This window comes from Ignatzschineria ureiclastica (assembly GCF_003121845.1).
Lineage (GTDB): Bacteria > Pseudomonadota > Gammaproteobacteria > Cardiobacteriales > Wohlfahrtiimonadaceae > Ignatzschineria > Ignatzschineria ureiclastica.
This window is the reverse complement of the sequence record NZ_QEWQ01000003.1, coordinates 244,539-263,259: the sequence shown is the minus strand read 5'-3', so window position 1 is coordinate 263,259 and position 18,721 is coordinate 244,539. Positions and strand designations below refer to the sequence as shown.

The 18,721-nt window shown below is 41.5% G+C and carries 13 protein-coding genes; 3 read left to right on the top strand and 10 right to left on the bottom strand.

What is annotated here, in order from left to right:
- Positions 1 to 57: 57 nt before the first annotated feature.
- The 9 genes from cyoD to DC083_RS05055 all read right to left on the bottom strand — a co-directional run bounded on the left by cyoD (position 58) and on the right by DC083_RS05055 (position 14,089).
- Positions 58 to 444: a cytochrome o ubiquinol oxidase subunit IV gene (gene cyoD / locus DC083_RS05095; RefSeq protein ID WP_229822483.1), complete on the bottom strand. Its 387-nt coding sequence runs from the start codon at positions 442 to 444 to the stop codon at positions 58 to 60.
- A complete protein-coding gene (locus tag DC083_RS05090) occupies positions 441 to 1,052 on the bottom strand; it encodes a cytochrome c oxidase subunit 3 (protein ID WP_109189163.1) in 612 nt (203 codons plus the stop codon). The genes cyoD and DC083_RS05090 overlap by 4 nt, the downstream gene beginning before the upstream one ends.
- Positions 1,052 to 3,055 (bottom strand): cbb3-type cytochrome c oxidase subunit I, encoded by a 2,004-nt coding sequence (locus DC083_RS05085; protein ID WP_109189162.1) that lies wholly within the window; start codon positions 3,053 to 3,055, stop codon positions 1,052 to 1,054. The genes DC083_RS05090 and DC083_RS05085 overlap by 1 nt, the downstream gene beginning before the upstream one ends.
- A gap of 26 nt (positions 3,056 to 3,081) precedes the next feature.
- Complete coding sequence (gene cyoA / locus DC083_RS05080) at positions 3,082 to 3,990, bottom strand: ubiquinol oxidase subunit II (protein ID WP_109189161.1); 909 nt, start codon at positions 3,988 to 3,990, stop codon at positions 3,082 to 3,084.
- Positions 3,991 to 4,553: 563 nt separating this feature from the next.
- Entirely contained in the window at positions 4,554 to 6,500 is a 1,947-nt protein-coding gene (locus DC083_RS05075; protein WP_109189160.1) for an ABC-F family ATP-binding cassette domain-containing protein, read from the bottom strand.
- Positions 6,501 to 6,771: 271 nt separating this feature from the next.
- Positions 6,772 to 7,626, bottom strand: a complete 855-nt coding sequence (folP, locus tag DC083_RS05070; protein WP_109189159.1) for a dihydropteroate synthase — start codon at positions 7,624 to 7,626, stop codon at positions 6,772 to 6,774.
- A 231-nt stretch (positions 7,627 to 7,857) separates the two neighbouring features.
- A complete protein-coding gene (locus tag DC083_RS05065) occupies positions 7,858 to 11,169 on the bottom strand; it encodes a peptidoglycan-binding domain-containing protein (protein WP_109189158.1) in 3,312 nt (1,103 codons plus the stop codon).
- A 7-nt stretch (positions 11,170 to 11,176) separates the two neighbouring features.
- Positions 11,177 to 13,090 carry a tRNA uridine-5-carboxymethylaminomethyl(34) synthesis enzyme MnmG gene (mnmG, locus tag DC083_RS05060; protein ID WP_109189157.1) on the bottom strand — a complete coding sequence of 638 codons (1,914 nt, stop codon included), beginning with the start codon at positions 13,088 to 13,090 and terminating at the stop codon, positions 11,177 to 11,179.
- Positions 13,091 to 13,504: 414 nt separating this feature from the next.
- A complete protein-coding gene (locus tag DC083_RS05055; RefSeq protein WP_109189156.1) occupies positions 13,505 to 14,089 on the bottom strand; it encodes an invasion associated locus B family protein in 585 nt (194 codons plus the stop codon).
- Between the two features lie 162 nt (positions 14,090 to 14,251).
- Between DC083_RS05055 and gmk the strand changes: the two genes are divergently transcribed.
- From gmk to DC083_RS05040, 3 genes are all read left to right on the top strand, one after another.
- Positions 14,252 to 14,899: a guanylate kinase gene (gene gmk / locus DC083_RS05050; RefSeq protein ID WP_109189155.1), complete on the top strand. Its 648-nt coding sequence runs from the start codon at positions 14,252 to 14,254 to the stop codon at positions 14,897 to 14,899.
- Between the two features lie 347 nt (positions 14,900 to 15,246).
- Positions 15,247 to 15,477: a DNA-directed RNA polymerase subunit omega gene (gene rpoZ / locus DC083_RS05045; protein WP_109189154.1), complete on the top strand. Its 231-nt coding sequence runs from the start codon at positions 15,247 to 15,249 to the stop codon at positions 15,475 to 15,477.
- A 123-nt stretch (positions 15,478 to 15,600) separates the two neighbouring features.
- Entirely contained in the window at positions 15,601 to 17,781 is a 2,181-nt protein-coding gene (locus tag DC083_RS05040; protein ID WP_109189153.1) for a RelA/SpoT family protein, read from the top strand.
- 3 nt (positions 17,782 to 17,784) lie between these two features.
- Here DC083_RS05040 and DC083_RS05035 read toward each other — a convergent pair whose 3' ends face one another.
- Entirely contained in the window at positions 17,785 to 18,576 is a 792-nt protein-coding gene (locus tag DC083_RS05035) for an RsiV family protein (protein WP_157954896.1), read from the bottom strand.
- Positions 18,577 to 18,721: the final 145 nt, after the last annotated feature.

The window sequence follows — 18,721 nt, the reverse complement described above, 5'->3', positions numbered from 1 at the left end:
TGCAAACTTTAAGGGGATTGCTAGGCCTGTTATAGAATGAAATAGTGATGATTCTTATTAGATCGGTAATTCCGGCATCATATTCATATGTAAGTAATACATGACCCAACCCGATCCACCAATAACCATCAGTAGAATTACTGCGGTAAAGAGGAGGGCTGCTAAGTTCCAACCACCATTTTCATTACGTTTGATATGTAAGAAATAGACAAGTTGTACAAAGACTTGTGTTACAGCGCATACGGCTAGAATTGAAGCAATAACACCAATAGAAGCAATATGTCTAAGGTAGACCACGACCGCAAATGAGATCAGGGTTAAGATAATCGAGAACCCATAACCGATAAGGTAATCCCAAAGCTCGTGTTTATGCGCTTTAAGGTCCATATCATCTCGATCGATTTTTGGCTGAAGATCTGCTTGATCGATATTATTGATACTCATAGCGATACCCCCATTAAATAGACGATTGAGAAGATACAGATCCAGATAATATCTAGGAAATGCCAAAATAGACTAAAGAGCTTCAGACGAGTTCTTGTTTCAAGTGTCGAGCCTTTGAAAGCTAATTGAAACATCATGACTAACATCCAAACCATACCAATCGATAGATGCGCGCCATGAAGGCCGACTAATGAGAAAAAGCCTGAGAGAAATCCACTACTTTGCGGCGTTGCACCAATATCAATAAATCCAATAAATTCTTTGACCTCTAAGGTTAGGAAGATACCGCCAAAGATAAAGGTCACGATTAAGAGCCAAATTGCGCGTTGAACATAGCCTTTTTTGAGTGCTAACATTGCCAAACCACAAGTTAAGCTACTGGTTAAAAGCGCAATTGTTTCTGCAAAGGCATTACCAAGATCAAAGAGCGTTTGTGGTGTATGTCCATCCATCGTATTTCGAATCAGTACCACAAATACTGCGAAGAAAGTTCCGAAGATAATGGAGTCGGCCATAATGTAGATCCAGAATCCAAAAACCTTATTATTGGCACTCTCTTTCTCTTGAAGGAGCTTGATATCAGAGTGTTCTAATGTCGTTGTTGTCATTAGTGCTCTCCTTGTGCTAATTGATATTGTTCGACCTGTTGTAAAAAGGCTTGATCAGCTTTTTCAACTTCTTCTTTCGGGATTAAAACCTCTTCATGCTCTCTGAAGCTTTCAATAATCCAGAAGATAATCGCTGCGGCAAAGAAGATAATCGCAAGCCACCAGATACTCCAAACTAAGCAGAAAGCGGTTAATCCTGCTAATACACCGCCAGAGACAAAGCCAAGGGCTGTATGTTTCGGCACATAGATATCTTCATACTGTCGATCTTTGCTATAAGCAGTACCTTGTTGCTTCTCTTCCCAGAAGGTATCAATAGCATCGACTTTTGGAATGACTGCAAAGTTATAGACAGGTGGTGGGGAAGGAATCGACCATTCGAGCGTTCGACCATTCCAAGGATCGCCTGTCTCATCTTTAAGAGCTTCCCGTTGATGAATACTCACAAAGAGTTGAACGAGCATTGTAATAATGCCGAAGAGAATCATAATGGCACCAAAGAGGGCAATGACTAACATCGGTCCATAACGATAATCGATATTTTGGCTAATACGACGGGGCATTCCATCAAACCCTAAAATATAGAGTGGAATAAAGGCAAAGAGGAAACCAAAGAACCAGAGATAGAAGGAGGCAATTCCCCAACTACGATTAAGTTTAAAACCAAAGGCTTTTGGGAACCAGTAGTTATAACCCGCCATCACTCCAAAGACCACGCCGCCAATAATCGTATTATGGAAATGTGCCACGACAAACATCGTATTATGAACAGAGTAGTTCACACCGGGAATCGCGAGCATAACGCCGGTCATTCCCCCTAGTACAAAGAGCACTAGAAAGCCAACGGCCCAGAGCATCGGTGGTTCCATGACAACTTCACCACGATAGATCGTAAAGAGCCAGTTAAAGACTTTTACCCCTGTCGGAATCGCAATGAGCATCGTCGTAATCCCGAAGAAAGTATTGACGCTCACACCTGCACCCATCGTAAAGAAGTGATGTAACCAAACCGTTAAGGACATAAAGAGGATAGCAATAATCGCCCACACCAATGCTTTATAACCAAAGAGATACTTTCGACTAAAGGTGGAAACCACTTCAGAGAAGATACCAAATACAGGGAGAATGAGAATATAGACTTCAGGATGCCCCCAAGCCCAGATGAGGTTAACATACATCATCTGACTGCCGCCCCCTAAGCTATTGGTAAAGATCTCAAAGCCTAAAATTCGATCTAAACCTAAGAGTAACATTGTTGCTGTTAGGATAGGGAAGGTCGCGAGAATAAGGATTGAGGTACAGAAGCTTGCCCAAGTGAAGAGTGGCATCTGAAACATCTTCATCCCGGGCGCTCGGACTCGAAGAATCGTCACAAACATATTGAGTGCTGCCAGGGTTGTTCCGAGTCCTGATATCTGAATACTCCAAATATAGTAGTCGACTCCAACACTCGGGCTATAGAGACTTTCAGAGAGAGGCGCGTAGGCAACCCAACCTGTTTTGGCAAATTCCCCAATTCCAAGTGAGAGGTTAATGAGAATCGCCCCTGCAACAGTGAGCCAAACACTGACCGCATTTAAGACGGGGAATGCAACATCGCGGCGACCTAATTGCAGTGGAATCACCACATTCATCAGACCAATAATAAAGGGCATCGCCATAAAGAAGATCATGATCACACCATGGGCAGAGAAGATCTGATCATAGTGCTCTGGTGGTAAGTAGCCGATACGATCTCCTGTTGAGGCAAGTGCCATCTGGGAGCGCATCATAATCGCATCTGAGAATCCACGAAGTAGCATAATAATGGCCACAATAATGTAGATAATACCGATTCGTTTATGATCCGTAGTGGTTAGCCAATTCGTCCAAAGCCATTTCCAACGTCGGGTAAAGGTGATAGTGGCTAGGACAGCGAGTACCACAAGAATAATGAAGCCAAATGCCGCAAGCGGAATAGGATGGCTCCATGGAATACTATCGAGAGTTAATCGTCCAAACATTTTTAGTTCCTTTTGTGAAGGGCTGCTTAGTAGGAATAATGGTGGGATTCCATCTCATGTTTCATATGTTCTTCAACCTCTTTGAGATCTAAGAATTGACTAATGACACGTAGATAGATTCCTTTATCTATAGGGTGGAAATATTGAATAGGCGCGTTAATCGGAAGTGCCGCTACCATTTCTTGATATTTTGCCCAAGTAAGCGGGTTTTGATCATTCGATTGCAGCTTTGTCACCCAAGCATCAAACTGATCTTCAGGAACGGCGATTACAGGGAATTTCATATCAGAGTAACCCGCGCCACTAAAACCATAAGAGGCCCCTTGAAACTCACCGGGTTCATTCACGATAAGATGAAGCACATTTTCCATACCAGACATCACATCTAGCTGTGTGCCTAATTGGGGAACAAAGAAAGCATTCATCACCGTTTGGGAAGTAAGGCGGAATTTGAGTGGGCGGTCTACCGGTAAATAGAGCTCATTAATCGTCGCAATGCCCTCTTCCGGATAGATAAAGAGCCATTGCCAATCCATCGAAACCACTTCAACGACTAGTTCTTTCTTATCAGATTTGATCGGTTTTTTAGGATTGAGATCAATAGTGCTCTGAATCACAATAAAGGCTAATACCGCAGTAATGACGATAGGAATGCCCCACATCCATTTTTCAAGGGTTTTAGACTCACGCCAGTCGGGCTGATATTTCGCTTTTTGATTTGATTTGCGATACCACCAAGGAAAGACAATAGCCATAATAATGCAGGGAATAATGACGATGAGCATTACCACTGCACTCGCAATTAAGAGCCACATCTCGTAGGTGGCAATCTCTCCTTTGGGATTAAAAAGGGCGAGATCGCATCCGGAAAGAATTAAGAGAGAGAGTAGAATCAGGCTCCCTCGGCGTAGAGTTTTCGTAGAGGTTTTACGCATTTTAGTTACCTATACTCTATTATCTACATTAATTTGATAGATAATTTGTGTTATTAGAAATTAAAATATAATCAATCGAATATTAAAAATAAAAACTAATAAGCATTATAAATGAAATAAATTAAAAGTATAAATTTTTGTAAAATGATTTCTAGTTTTATTGTTCAATGCGTAATGAATTACGTTATTGTTGAGACGTGATATTGGCAGGTAGTATTGAAAGAGGTAGGAATAACAAGGGAGCTCAATATAGTAAATGGGGTTTAAGACAAATGGTTTTTAAGTAGTTAGTATATTATTTTAAAATGAAGATAAAACCTGACTCACCAACACTTACAAGATGCCGGATAGAAAGCTTCCTTGCCTCGATCAGCTGATGTGCCGGCATTTCAATAAGCTTATTTTGAACCGATTTTCCTACAAATAGGAATTCTGATTAAAATAGAGTTTGCAAAATATAGAGTTTACAAAATAAAAGCCCCTTATAAATTATAAGGAGCTCCATTCGTCTGTATTATGATTGAATTAAAAGTGATTCGATTAAGCGTGATCTAATGAATGCTTTACTGAGCCAATTGTTCTGTGAGCACTTCCACTCTTTCAGAATCGATAATCCATTGCTCTTCTGTCGCTTCAAGTTTCTCTTCTAATTGCTGTTTCTCTTCATTGAGCTTTTGGATCTCCTCAGGGCTTTTACTATCATATGTTGTGGGATCCCCTAAGATTTGGTCAATCTTCTCAATATCTGTGGTGAGCTTTGCGATATTTTTCTCTGCCTGTTCAGCATTTTTCGTTAAACGGCGTAACTCTGCTTGTCGCTCTTTCCGGGTTTCCCGATCGAGTTGTACCACTTCTTTCGGTGTTTCGATAATGGGTTCGGGTTCTTTCTCAATACGATCCCCTTTCTTATTTTGGCGCTCTTCTCGTTGGATTTGTCGATTTTGTTCAATCAAATATTGTCGATAATCGTTAAGATCCCCTTTAAATTCTTTCAAGGTTTTATTAGCGACTAAAATAAATTGATCACAACAGAGCTCAAGAAGTGACGCATCATGGGATACCATTAAAACGCCGCCCTCAAAAGATTGTAGCGCCATTGCAATCGCTTCACGCATCTCAATATCTAAATGGTTCGTAGGTTCATCGAGTAGTAGCAGATTGGGTTTTTGAAAGACAATCATCGCCAATGCTAAACGGGCTTTTTCACCCCCTGAGAAAGGGGCGATCTTCTCAATCACTTTGTCGCCATGAAAACCAAAAGAACCTAAGAAATTACGGGCTTCTTGGGTTGAGAGCGTGCTATCTAATTGGGTCAAATGCCAAATAGCATCAGCATCAAGATTGAGATATTCCACTTGATGCTGTGAGAAATAACCGACTCTAAGATGCTCTGAAGCGATAATTTGCCCGGCAGTGGGCTTATTCTCGCCGGCAATGAGTTTTATCAGCGTGGATTTCCCCTCACCATTGCGTCCTAAAACTCCTAAACGCGTTTCGGGGGTAATTGTCAGGTCGATCGTTTCGAGAATATTGTGAATGCCATCATAGCTAAAGCTCACTTCATCGAGGCGAATAAGCGGATCGGGTAAGCGATCAGGTGTTTGGAAATTAAAGGTAAACTCATTTTCCGCCACAACAGGTGCAATATCTTCCAATTTCTCTAATGCTTTCACTCGACTTTGAGCTTGTTTAGCCTTTGTTGCTTTGGCGCTAAAACGATCGACAAACTTTTGTAAGTGCGCTCTTGTGCGTTCATTTTTCTCAAATTGGGCTTGTTGATGTGCTAATTTTTCCGCTTTTAAGCGCAGGAATCCGGTATAGTTTCCGGTGTAAACGGTGGCTTTCTGTTGATAGAGATGAATGATATGGGTACAGATATTATCGAGGAAATCGCGGTCATGAGAGATCACGATCAAGATTCCTTGATACTGTTTGAGCCAATCTTCAACCCAGACAACGGTTTCAAAGTCCAAGTGATTGGTCGGTTCATCGAGTAGAAGAATATCAGAGCGACACATCAAGGCTTTACCGATATTGAGACGCATCCGCCAACCTCCGGAAAACTCTTTCACTTTCTTATGGTAATCTTCCTGCTTAAAGCCTAAACCCGCTAAGAGTTGATAAGCGCGACTATCAGCCCGATAACCATCGATCTGCGCTAAGCGTTGATGAATTTCACTGATCTTCATTCCATCTTCGGCGATGAGGGCTTCTTCCTCTTCTGCCCGAAGTGCCACCAACTCGGCATCGCCACTTAAGATATATTCAAAAGCGGTCAACTCGGTATTGGTAACTTCTTGCGCCACTTCAGCCATCACTGCAGATTTAGGAATTTGAATATCCCCTTTATCGGGCTCTAACCGGCCTAAAATCGTATTAAAGAGCGTTGTTTTGCCGGTACCATTTTTGCCTACTAATCCGACCCGCATTTTAGGGGTCACGGAGAAGCTAAATCCATCAATGAGGACATTGGCATTCATTCGAACGGTTAAACCTTGAAATTCAATCATAATTATCTGCTTTGACTCGAAGAAGTGAAACACGCCGATGACGTGTTCGATTTGTAATAAGGGGAATATTATACCGAAAAAGTGACATCAATATGGGAATAGGATAGAAATTAATTGCTACCTTTAAACTAAGGCAAGATTCTATTTCTCTCCTGCAACCGATGCGCCGGCATTTGAATAAGCTTGTTTTGAACCGATCTTACTATAGATTCTCATCGTCAATACTCATTGTAATGAGCCCTTTTAAATTCAAGGAGTATCGCAATGAAGATTATCGAGCGGGAATCTGTACATTTTTCATTGCTTGCCACATTAAGAATGCTTCTTTGGTGGCTTTTACGTCGTGGACCCGTAGAATTTTTGCCCCTTTTTCAATAGACCAAAGGGCAACTGCAAGATTGCCGGCAAGGCGCTCTTTTGCTTCTGTCACGCCGGTAATGGTGCCAATAAAACGTTTGCGGGATACGCCTACAAGATAAGGGTAGGGTGATTGGGTCAGTTCTTCTAATTGATGAAGTAGTTGCAGCTGCTCTTCCGGCGATTTATCAAAGCCAAAGCCAGGATCGAGAATAATACGTTTGGGCGAGATCCCCTGTTGCAGGCAAAGATCGATGCGTTCAGCTAAGCGTTTTTTGACCGAGCGTGTTACGCCTCCTTCTGCTTCATAGTCGCCGGTAATATGCATCTTCGTGTGATCCCCTAACATATGCATCAAAATCACCGCAACATCTGATCGTTGAATATACTCTATTGATTTAGGGTCGCTCAATGCCGTCACATCGTTGATAATATCAACGCCTTCATCGATCATTACTTTCATTGTTTCGGCGCGAAAAGTATCGATAGAGAGCGGCATTGAGAGGGATTGTTTGAGCTTACGAATGACCGGCAGTAGACGTTTAATCTCTTCAGTACTGCTAATCGGGCTTGCTTTAGGATTGGTGGATTCAGCACCAATATCGAGAATATCAGCCCCTTCCTCAATCATCTCATAAGCACGTGCTAAAGCCCGTTCAGGATCGTAATAATCGCCACCATCTGAAAAGGAGTTCGGCGTTAAGTTTAAAATGCCCATAATTTTGGGCTCATTTAAATTGAGTGTTTGGCGGTTAAATTCAATATGCATCGTGAATCATTCCTTTTAATATGGTTTTTTTATTAAAATCTTACTAAACAACGCTTGCAAGATGCCGGATAGAACGGCTTCCTTGCTTATTACAACCGATGCGCCAGCATTTGAACAAGCTTCTTTTGAATCGATCTTACTATATAACAATTCAGCCTCTTCAATTCGAGATTAAAGAGGCTGACATTAAAATGACGGTTCAAAAGGATGAGAACCCCATAATCGTGAGAACTATTTACAGTTCATCGATAGTACCCGGCCATTTTTATAGAGTACCCGACAGCTAGAACCATTGCGTTTACCGGTGCACCAATCGGCGGCCATTGTAATATTTTTCACTTTACAGCCTACGATATTGTTTCCATTTTTGATTACTTGCAGTGGACCATTGACTGTGCGAGTTGGTGCTGCAGTTAAGATGCCTTCTTGTTGCAAACCTTTCTGTAAACGGGGTGCAGTGCCTGTTTTACGTGGTGTAGAAGTGCTACTTGAAGCGGTAGAGCTACTACTTTTACTGCTTAAACGTTTTTCAACAGCTTGTTTCAGATCCATTAAGATTGTCGCGGTGACGATATCTGATTTTGCTTTACGCTGACTTGTTAAGAACGCATTGAGCTGTTTCTTAGAGTTTGCACCAAAGATACCATCGGGTTTAATCGGATAGCCTAATTGTTGTAGATAAGCCTGCGCTTGTTTAGGCGCATTTTTCTTGAAAGATTCAATGAGTGCACTATCGATCTGGTTCCCTTTTTTCAGACCTTGTTGTGAGCGGTAAGTGGCAATTGCTTTCTCGGTTGAAGGGCCCATTTTGCCATCAACTTTACTATTGAGAACACCGAATCCCACAAGATAAGCTTGCGTATCTTTGAGTTCTTGCTCTTGCTCACGTGCCTTAATCTCTTTCTCGTAATAATCCTTAGCAAAGCGACTATTTTGCTCTTCATCAATCAGAATCAGATAGGCCGGAAGATCAAGATTATTATCGACTTTATAACCGTAACGATTTTTTAAGATCCCAATGGCGCGGCGGGTTTTAGGACCAAGTGTGCCGGTGGGATTATCTTTCATATAATCGGTACGTTGTAGATAACGTTGGAATTTATTGATATTTTCCTCTTCCAATTTTGCTTCCGTTTTCTTATCAAGCTTGCCTGTTTGTGGCAGATTAAAGGCTTTTTGGAAAGCGGTAATGGCACGAGCGGTTGCAGGACCTGTTAAGCCATCGACATCACCGGTTAAGAAGCCAAGATAGGCGAGTTTAAGTTGGAGTAGTGCCGTATCTTCTTTACTCTTAGGGTGGGAAAGATCAAATTTTTGTACATTCGTACGAAGTGGTTCTTCCTCTTTTTTACTATCAGTCTTGAGAGTTTGATCCTCTTCCGCTGATACCGGAGCAGTACCATCATCTGTGACATCCTCAGGTGAATCTGTAGGGATCTCTTCATCTGTTGCGGCATTATTGAGTCCCTCATTAAAGAGCGTTAAGAGTAGCGCTGAAGTTAGACGACCCACTTCTTCAGTATCATTCGCTTTCTCATAAGCAATAATGGCATTACGTGTGCCGGGCCCTGTAATTCCATCAATCGTGCCATCATACAGGCCATCTTCTTTTAGCTTATATTGGACAAAACGATACATTAATTGGCGCAGAGGTGTCTGCCAACGTGGGAGAATCTGCCCTGTTTCGGGTTGCCCTAATTCTTTCTCAAGGGTGCGGATTGCATCTCGTGTCGCAGGGCCATTCGCACCATCGAGTGGGCCATCATAGATCCCTAAGAGATAGAGAGAAATTTGGGTAAAGAAGATCTCGGAGCTTTTCGCTTTAATAAGAAGATCATCAACTTCTGAACGATTAAGGTCAAATAGACGAATAGGCGCTTCAAGATCGACAATTTTTTGTAGCTGTTTCAGTTTATCTTTCGCTTCTTGTGGGTCAACTTGTAGTGTTTCAGCGACAAATTCAACATCATCAATATCCGCTTCATCAAGGGCTGCTTCATCCTCTTCACTGACCGTATCTTCATTTTCATCATCGCTATCGGGAGGGAGAATAATGCGTTCAGTACTCTCTTGAGTTGTGGCAGTTTCTTGAGGTGTGCTCACCACATTTTCGAGGGTTTTTTGTACGATCGGTGTAAAGAGTAATAACTCATTATTACTATCGAGTGTGCTCTCTGTTTCAATCACTTCTGCGACAGTGATTTCCGCGTTATTCGCTTCTGCTTTGTTCCCTTCAGCTTTGCTCTCTTCCGGTTTGCTAACTTCTGGCGTAGTAGCGTCCGTAGCCGTTGTCTCAGTTGCTGCTGTTGTTACAGGTTCAGTGCTGTTTTCTACCGTATCCGTAGGCTCTTCTATTGTTTGAGTCACTGTTTTAACCGCAAGCTCTTTGGGTAAAAACTGGCTATTAAAGAGGTGGAAGAGTAGATTCGGGGAGAGCGTGCCGGTTTCAGGGATTTGAATACTTTTCTCATACGCTTTAATGGCATTACGCGTTGCCGTACCATTACGACCATCGATCCCACCCTCATAAAACCCTAATAATTGTAGCTGTTCTTGGGCTTCTTTACGGACAATAGTTTCAAGGGGGACTTCCCATTTGACATTAGGAATCCCATCTGCCGGCGTATAGTTGATTGATTTTTGGAAATGGATAATCGCACTACGCGTATCGCCCCCGGCTTGACCATCGATAACTAAGGGTTCAGGGAAGAAGCCTGCAACTTTCAGCCATGTTTGTAGGGTTAAGGTTTTAGCGGAGCGCGCTGAGCTAATGAGCTTTTGAATCTCATTTTCAGAGAGATCAAAGAGCGAAATAAGCGGATTACTGATCTCTGTAGCACTGATTGTTTCGGCGCCATTGGTGGTTGGAGTCTTGTTGAGATAGCTTAAATCAAGCATTAGCTCATAAGGATTTTCCCCCGTTTTTTGCGGCGTAATCTTAAAGATGACTTTGTTGTTGGTCGCCGGTAATAGAGTATCTAAGGTAATCAAATCGGCAGCATTGACATTCGCCGGAAGCTTTTCCCGTAGTTTTTTCACAAGCGCCGCTTGGAGCTCAACATCTGAAAGATTTGGGTTCTCTTTATTGACCTCATCAAGTAGTGTGCTAATCGCGCGCTGTTCAAGATCGATAAACCATTCCGGTGCAATGTCGGCAATAATGGGTAGATTATTTTTCTTTTGATAATCAACAATATGTGCTTTAAAGGCTTCGCTCATCTTGCCATCTAAGTTATCAATAGGATAATCGAGCAGATAGAGCCAAATCTGCGCTCTCTGAATCACTTCAGGGGTAACGCCTGTGGCGATATTTTGGGTTTCTAACCACTGTTTGAGCGCTTCATTTTGTTTCGGCTTAGTGTAATCATAGAGCGTAAAGCCGTAGATATCTTTGAAGTAGAGAACATTATCATCCTGATATTCTGTAAGAGAATCCACTTTGGGATCTTGACTATCTTTGAGCAGATCAATCAAGTTATTGGCAAATGTGGGGGATAATAGCAGTAATGATGAGAGTGCTACGTTCAATACAGCTTTACGCATAATATAATTAATCCTTTCGACTATTTTGTGTAGGGAGTTTCCCTTTTCTTAAATGTACTAAAATGAGCGAGATCGCTGCCGGTGTGACGCCTTGAACTCGAGAAGCTTGGCCAATCGTTTCAGGTTGTGCTTGATTAAGGCGTTCTTGAATCTCAATGGAGAGGCCTTCAATTTGGCTATAATCCACGTGTGCCGGCAAGGGGGCATTTTCAAATTTTTGATTTCGCTGAATATCTTCTAGGTTGCGATTAATATACCCTTCATATTTAGTGTGAATTTCAATTTTTTGTAAAATTTCTACAGGATAATCGGCAAAATGAGGGCCATTATCATCCTCAAGGCTCTCTAACACAGAGAGTGTTACTTCTGGGCGTTTTAAGAGATTGAGCGCACGGATATTCTGTTTAAGTGGGAGATTATGCTCTTTTTCAAGCTTCTCACCTGCTGGAGAATCGGCTTTGACCATCCAATCTCTAAATTGTTGTTCAGCCTTTTCGATCAGCTCTTGTTTCTCAAGAAATGCTTCCCAACGATGATCATCCACAAGTCCTAATTCTCGGCCAATCGGCGTTAAGCGCTCATCGGCATTATCTTCTCGTAAAATAAGCCGATGTTCTGCCCGTGAGGTAAACATCCGGTAAGGTTCGCGAACCCCAAGATTAATTAGATCATCTACCATCACACCGATATACGCCTCGTGACGTTTAGGGTACCAAGCTTCTTGTTCAAGATAACGGCGCGCGGCATTTAACCCTGCTAATAAACCCTGCGCAGCGGCCTCTTCATAACCGGTTGTACCATTAATTTGACCGGCGAAGTAGAGGTTCTGAATTGCTTTCGTTTCGAGGGTAAATTTAAGATCCCGGGGATCGTAAAAATCATACTCAATGGCATAACCTGGGCGCGTGATATGGGCATTTTCCATACCGGGGATGGATCTGACCAATTGTAATTGGATATCAAAGGGCAAGCTGGTTGAGATGCCATTAGGATAATATTCGTGCGTTTCGAGCCCTTCAGGTTCTAAGAAGACATGATGCTGATCTTTATCGGCAAATTTCATAATCTTATCTTCTACAGAAGGGCAGTAACGTGGGCCTAAACCTTCGATCGTTTTATTATCGGCATACATCGGTGAACGATCTAAACCGCTACGAATAATATCGTGGGTGCGTTCATTGGTATAAGTGGTCCAACAAGAGACCTGCCGAGGATGCTCTTCCACTCGACCTAAATAGGAGAAAACAGGGCAGGGAGTATCGCCAGGCTGTTCTGTCATATTGGAAAAATCGATACTTTTGCCATCAATCCGCGGCGGAGTACCTGTTTTAAGGCGACCTTTACGAAGATTGAGCTCTGCTAATTTATGCGATAGGGTAATAGACGCAGTATCCCCCATTCGGCCACCACTATAGTTAGACATTCCAATATGAATTAAGCCGGATAAGAATGTACCGGCTGTGAGAACGACCGTTTCACTATGGAAGCGAATACCTGTTTGGGTAATGACGCCACAGACTTTATCGCCTTTGAGAATTAGATCATCGGCAGCCTGTTGGAAGATATAGAGATTTGGCTGGTTCTCAAGGATTTTTCGCATCGCTGTTTTGTAAAGTGTACGATCTGCCTGCGCGCGCGTTGAGCGAACGGCTGGGCCTTTTGATGCATTCAAAATCCGAAATTGAATACCAGAAAGATCAGTGACATGCGCCATAGCACCGCCGAGCGCATCGATCTCTTTGACAATTTGCCCTTTACCGATACCGCCAATTGCAGGATTACAGCTCAATTGCCCTAAGGTTTCGATATTATGAGTTAAAAGAAGAGTGGGAACGCCCAATCTTGCAGATGCAAGGGCTGCTTCTGTACCGGCATGGCCACCGCCGATGATAATAACGCCAAAGTGTTGAGGATAGTCCATAGATAAACGGCTTTTCTTAATAAGTTAGATCAAAAGGAAGGGGAAATCATGACCCTTGAGTTGTGATAAAAATGCATAGATCAACATTCGTAGAGACCATTATTGCAGGTTTATTCTCATTGAGTGCGATTGTAATATTTTTTAGAGTTTCCAAGCTTTCTCTAATTTTTTGAAGTGCTCATGAGGTCATCTATAACGCTCATATACCTTTCAATTTTTAAACAGTTTTTTAAACAGTCTTGTTCAAACAGTCTTTTTCAAACAATCTATTTGTAAATTTCAAAGTAATAACGACGCGTATTATTCGCAGTGCGAAATAGCGCTTAGAGAAAGGGAGACAATCATAAATTATAATCTAAAAAAGGGATCAAACCAATGTTGATCCCTTTGATAGCTGATTTTATTTATGAAAAATTATTTAGCTTCTGATTGTTTTGCTAAATCATCTAATCCATTTGTGAAGCCTTTCATTGAAAGGTCAATTTTTACATTGTTCGCATCAGGCCCTAAGAAGTCATGGGTATAGCTCACATTTAATTTACCTGATTTCTTAAGGGTTTCGAGCACCTTAGGATCATTGATGGGAAGACCTGTGATACAACCATCTGGTAAGCAGCGCTCAAAACTTAAACCTGTTACTTTGTTGCCTTCAATCTCAAGTTGTTTACCATCGATTTGAAGCTCAAGACCAGGAATTAAAAGTGCGCCAGGAAGTGCACTAAAGATCAGTGTTGGGTTACCATCAAGATAAACAACCGACGCTCTTAATGCTTTGATTTTTTGCTTTTGAGTCTCATCATTTGGATTCGTAAGCTCTATGTCGCCAGTTGTTGACATAAGGCAGTTCTCAAAAGTCCCTGCTGGCGAATCATCTTGTAAGCACTCAACTTTCCAGTCCCCATGCTGTTTGAGATAGATTACCTCAGTTTGACCTTGTGCAGAAGCGACGCCGCCGAGTAGGAGCGCAACGCTTGCGCTTAAGAATAGTTTTTTCAACATAATTGGGTTTTACTCCGTATACATACAATAGGAAACGCTAACAGTTTTGATTTTCAGTAAATAGAATAATCATTACTAGCGGTTTATTATATACTACTTCAATAATCCTTCAAGAAAAGCATATCGTTATCGACATTACAGTAGAAATAGAGAGTTAAAGTGATGAAACAGACGCAACAAAAAGCAGAGAATATTGGTCATGTCTATGTGATTTCAGCGCCTTCAGGTGGTGGTAAAACAAGCCTTGTAGAAGCATTAATGGCGCAAGATAAGAAGATTACTCGTGCTGTGACCCATACCACTCGCGCGCCACGTAAAGGGGAGCAAGATGGTTATGATTATCACTTTGTAACGCGAAATCGATTTGAAGAGATGATCGGTCAAGGTGCATTTTTAGAATATGCGCAAGTATTTGATAATCTTTATGGAACATCACTTCAAGAAGTTGAAAAGCATACGGCGACCGGTCAGGATGTTGTGCTTGTCATTGATTGGCAGGGGGCTGAAGCAGTCAAACGCATTATGCCAGAAGCCGAATTAATCTTTATTGTTCCGCCGTCAATTACAGCACTTGAAAAACGACTCTCTGCACGCAAGCAAGATGAACCGATGGTTGTGGCAAAACGGATGGAAGATGCGGTGAATCAGATCGCACATTATGAGCGTTTTGATTATTTAGTGGTGAATGATGAGTTTGAAGTGGCGCTGCATGAATTGCAGGCGATATTTGCAGCTAATCGTTTGAGAATCCATTATCAGAAGTCCCATAACAGAGCATTATTACACCGGCTTCTTGTGGAAAAAATCTAAATGGATAATCAATTTAGGGGTATAATGTCGCCCCTTTATACAGATTTCGTAAGTAGAAAGGTTAAATATTGTGTACAACCTTGATTGATTTTATTTAATAGTTAATTGATTTATTGAGCGATTTAAATATTTGTTAGATGCCTTTTCTGAAACATTTATCTCGACTTTTCAAGTTTAGAGGATATCGCCTCTATAGGAAATGGGGTATAGTAAATGATCAGTATACTAAGCCTATAGATTAACTATAGATTAAAGATCATGAGATTAAATATTTCTTTGATCAAAAATGAGAGATCAAAGAAATATTGAAGTATATGTAAGAACAAATTTTAGGGAGTTAAAATCCAATGGCACGTGTAACCGTACAAGATTGTTTAGAAAAAGTAGATAACCGTTTTCAGTTAGTGACTGTCGCTGCAAAAAGAGCAAGACAACTTGAGCGTGGCGAAGAGCCAACAGTACCCAGAACAAGTAAAGCATCGAAACCTACAGTGATTGCATTAAGAGAGATTGCAAAAGGTGGAATTAGTGCAGATGAAATCAATGCTAAAGAAGCAGCGTATAACGTTGAGTTTTAATCAAGATCGATATCGATATTGATATTGATATTGCAATTAGTATTGTAAATCAGTATGAATCTATATAGATCGTAACGGTAAAGATCGTCTTGGTAAGATCGAGCGGTTTTAGAGGGGATATTTATGGAACAGAACCAGCTTCCTGCGAATCTTCTGCCATGGCGTGCGGAGTTTGAGATCAAGGTTGATCGTTTACTTCGGATTATTGGGCGCTATTTGCCAGAAGATGAGGTTAAAGAGGTAGAGCGAGCCTGTATTTTTGGTGCATTTGCGCATCAAGAGCAATTTCGTTCATCTGGAGAACCTTATATCTTCCATCCGATTGCGGTTGCCTTGATTTTGAGTGAAGTACAGATCGATAAAGCCTCTTTAGTCGGCGCGGTACTGCACGATGTGATCGAAGATACTGAGATTGGTTATGATGAGATTGCCCTCGAATTTGGGGAAGATGTTGCGAAGATTGTCGATGGCGTTACCAAATTAACGCAGATGAAGTTCCGCTCGAAAGAGGAAGCAAAAGCGGAGAATTTCCGTAAGATGATCTTAGCTATGACTAAAGATCTTCGGATTATTATGGTTAAGCTTGCGGACCGGCTGCATAATATGCGCACTTTAGGTTCGCTGCAACCCTATAAAAAGCGTCGTATTGCCAATGAAACTTTAGAGATTTATGCACCGATTGCCGCTCGACTTGGAATGTATGTACTGCAAGTCTATCTTGAAAACCTCTGCTTTGAGAATATCTATCCTATGCGCTATCGTGTTCTTGCGAAAGCGATAGAGCATAAATATCAAAATGAGAGCGAGAACTTAACACGAATTAAAGATACGATCTATGATCGCTTGGTGCGCAGTAATATTCTCTCTCGCATTTCAACCCGGAAAAAACATCTCTGGAGTATCTATAATAAGCTGAAGGTCAAGGGTAAGATTGAGCTAGTTTACGATATTTTTGCTATTCGTGTTATTGTCTCAACAGTGGATGAATGTTATCGCGTTTTAGGAATGGTACATCAGCTCTATAAACCGATTATTGGTGGCTTTAAAGATTATATTGCGATTCCTAAAGGGAATGGTTATCAGAGTTTGCATACGATCGTTTTTGGACGTAATGGATTACCGGTCGAGGTTCAGATCCGTACGCGAGATATGCACGTCATTGCTGAGGCGGGTGCAGCTGCGCATTGGCGTTATAAAGATGCTTATGAAGGGCAGGGGCATAATCAGAGCCGAACCAATCAATGGCTCGATTCCGTTAATGAATTACAAGATTCTGGTATTTCATCGCAAGAATTTATGGAGGCGATGAAAGCGAATCTCTTCCCGAAAGAGATCTATCTCTTTACACCTAAAGGGAAAATTATCGAGCTTCCCAAAGGTTCAACAGGTATTGATTTTGCTTATGCAGTACATACTGAAGTAGGAAATCGCTGTAAGGCAGTGATTGTAGATGGACAAGAAGTCCCCTTTTCACAATCACTGCATAATGGGCAAGCGGTTGAGATTGTCACTGAACAGGGTGTCAGACCTACGGCAAAATGGCTTGATTATGTTGTCAGTGCCAGAGCTCGAACGAGTATCTTGAGTTATCTCTCTCGCTTGACAGATGAAGAGGCCTATCATGCAGGAGAATCGCTTCTATTTGCTGAATTAGAGGGGAAAGGCGTTCAACTAGGTGATTTTACAGAGCAAGACAAGAATTTATTACTTGAAGAGGTTGAGTTAGGAACGAAAGAAGAACTGCTTATTGCCATTGGTCGAGGTAAATATCCGATTCATTATATTCTTAACCGTTTCTTAGTGAAACAAGGTTTAGAAGTGGAGATGCATGATGGTATTGAAGATGAGGATGATGGCTTAGAGGTTTCTAACGATATTATTATCGGTGCGGAGAAGATGAAAACAACCTTAGGTCGTTGTTGTTATCCGCTTCCTGGCGAGTCTATTATTGGCTATTTGAGTCAACGTCATGGCATGGTGATCCATCAAGTAGATTGTGCGAATGTTGAAAACTATAAGAAGCAGACTGATCGCTGGATTCCGCTTGCTTGGAGTAAGAAAGCACAAGGCGATTTCCCGGTACAATTGACCTTAATTGCCAAAAATCGCCGAGGGGCCATTGCTTCAGTGAGTGCTAAGGTGACCGAAATGAATCTCGATTTTGGTGAATTTACTTCAGAGCCTATGAGTGATGATTTAGTAAAAATCCGCTTTGTCGTGGATGTGAGTGATCGTAAACATTTAGCGGATATTATGCGTGAACTTCGATTATTACCCCTGGTTGAGCGAGTATCTCGCCGATAAAATCTATGGGGCTTCCCACCGCTCAATCATCTCTAGAAATGGCGCTTTCACAATACCTTTTAGTGCTTCTTTGGGAACCGTGATTTCAATAGTGCCGAGTGCATAGGGCGCTATTTCATAAGGATTATATAAAAAAGTTAATCCCGCTTTGCTAGGGATGAAATTTGTGGAGGGTATAAATTGCCAAGTATCATCCGCAAAGTGCTCTTGAATATCAATCTCTAATGTTTTAAAGAGTTGCTGTAGCGCATTATATTGTAATTTGGCCAATTTTTTTTCGGCGATAGCATCGACAAGTAGGGCTTTGAGTGACACTATTTTCTGCGTTTTGGTATCTAAGAGATAGAAATATTGTTCACTATTGCCATGGGCTGCGCCTTTAAAATAGGTTTCATTGCTATTCAAAAGTGCGAAAAAGTGTTGAAAATGGCCTTTAGGGATGATTGTTTGTCCTAGAAGTTGTGTTTCTATCGAGTCATATTCTGCATCATACTCAATCATATCGGCAATGGCTCTGCTCAAGAATTGCTTGATCTGTATTTCAATCGGCTGATCGATCTGAAACTGAGAATCCCCAATTAGATTATGGATAATATAAGTATTAAGCCAAGGTTGATCTTTGTAAATAGGAAGTGATAAGTCGATGGTTGAACACTCTTCCTCATTCTGCTGATTAGTAAGACACGCTTCCTCTTGATATTGCGTAATGGTGTAAGGCGACACAATCTGCGCTTGGAGAGCGAAAGAGAAATTGAGTAATGTTGGAACGAATAGGGAGAGAATTCTTTTTTTCATAGCGCTCGGCTTAATGTGGTTACAAAAGATGATAGGACTCATCAATGAGGAGTTGTCTTGCCATACTATAACAGATCTATTTTCAGACTAGAATGCTTACCTCCATTATTGTGATAGATCAAAGTAAAGTTGGAGAGGTGTAAGA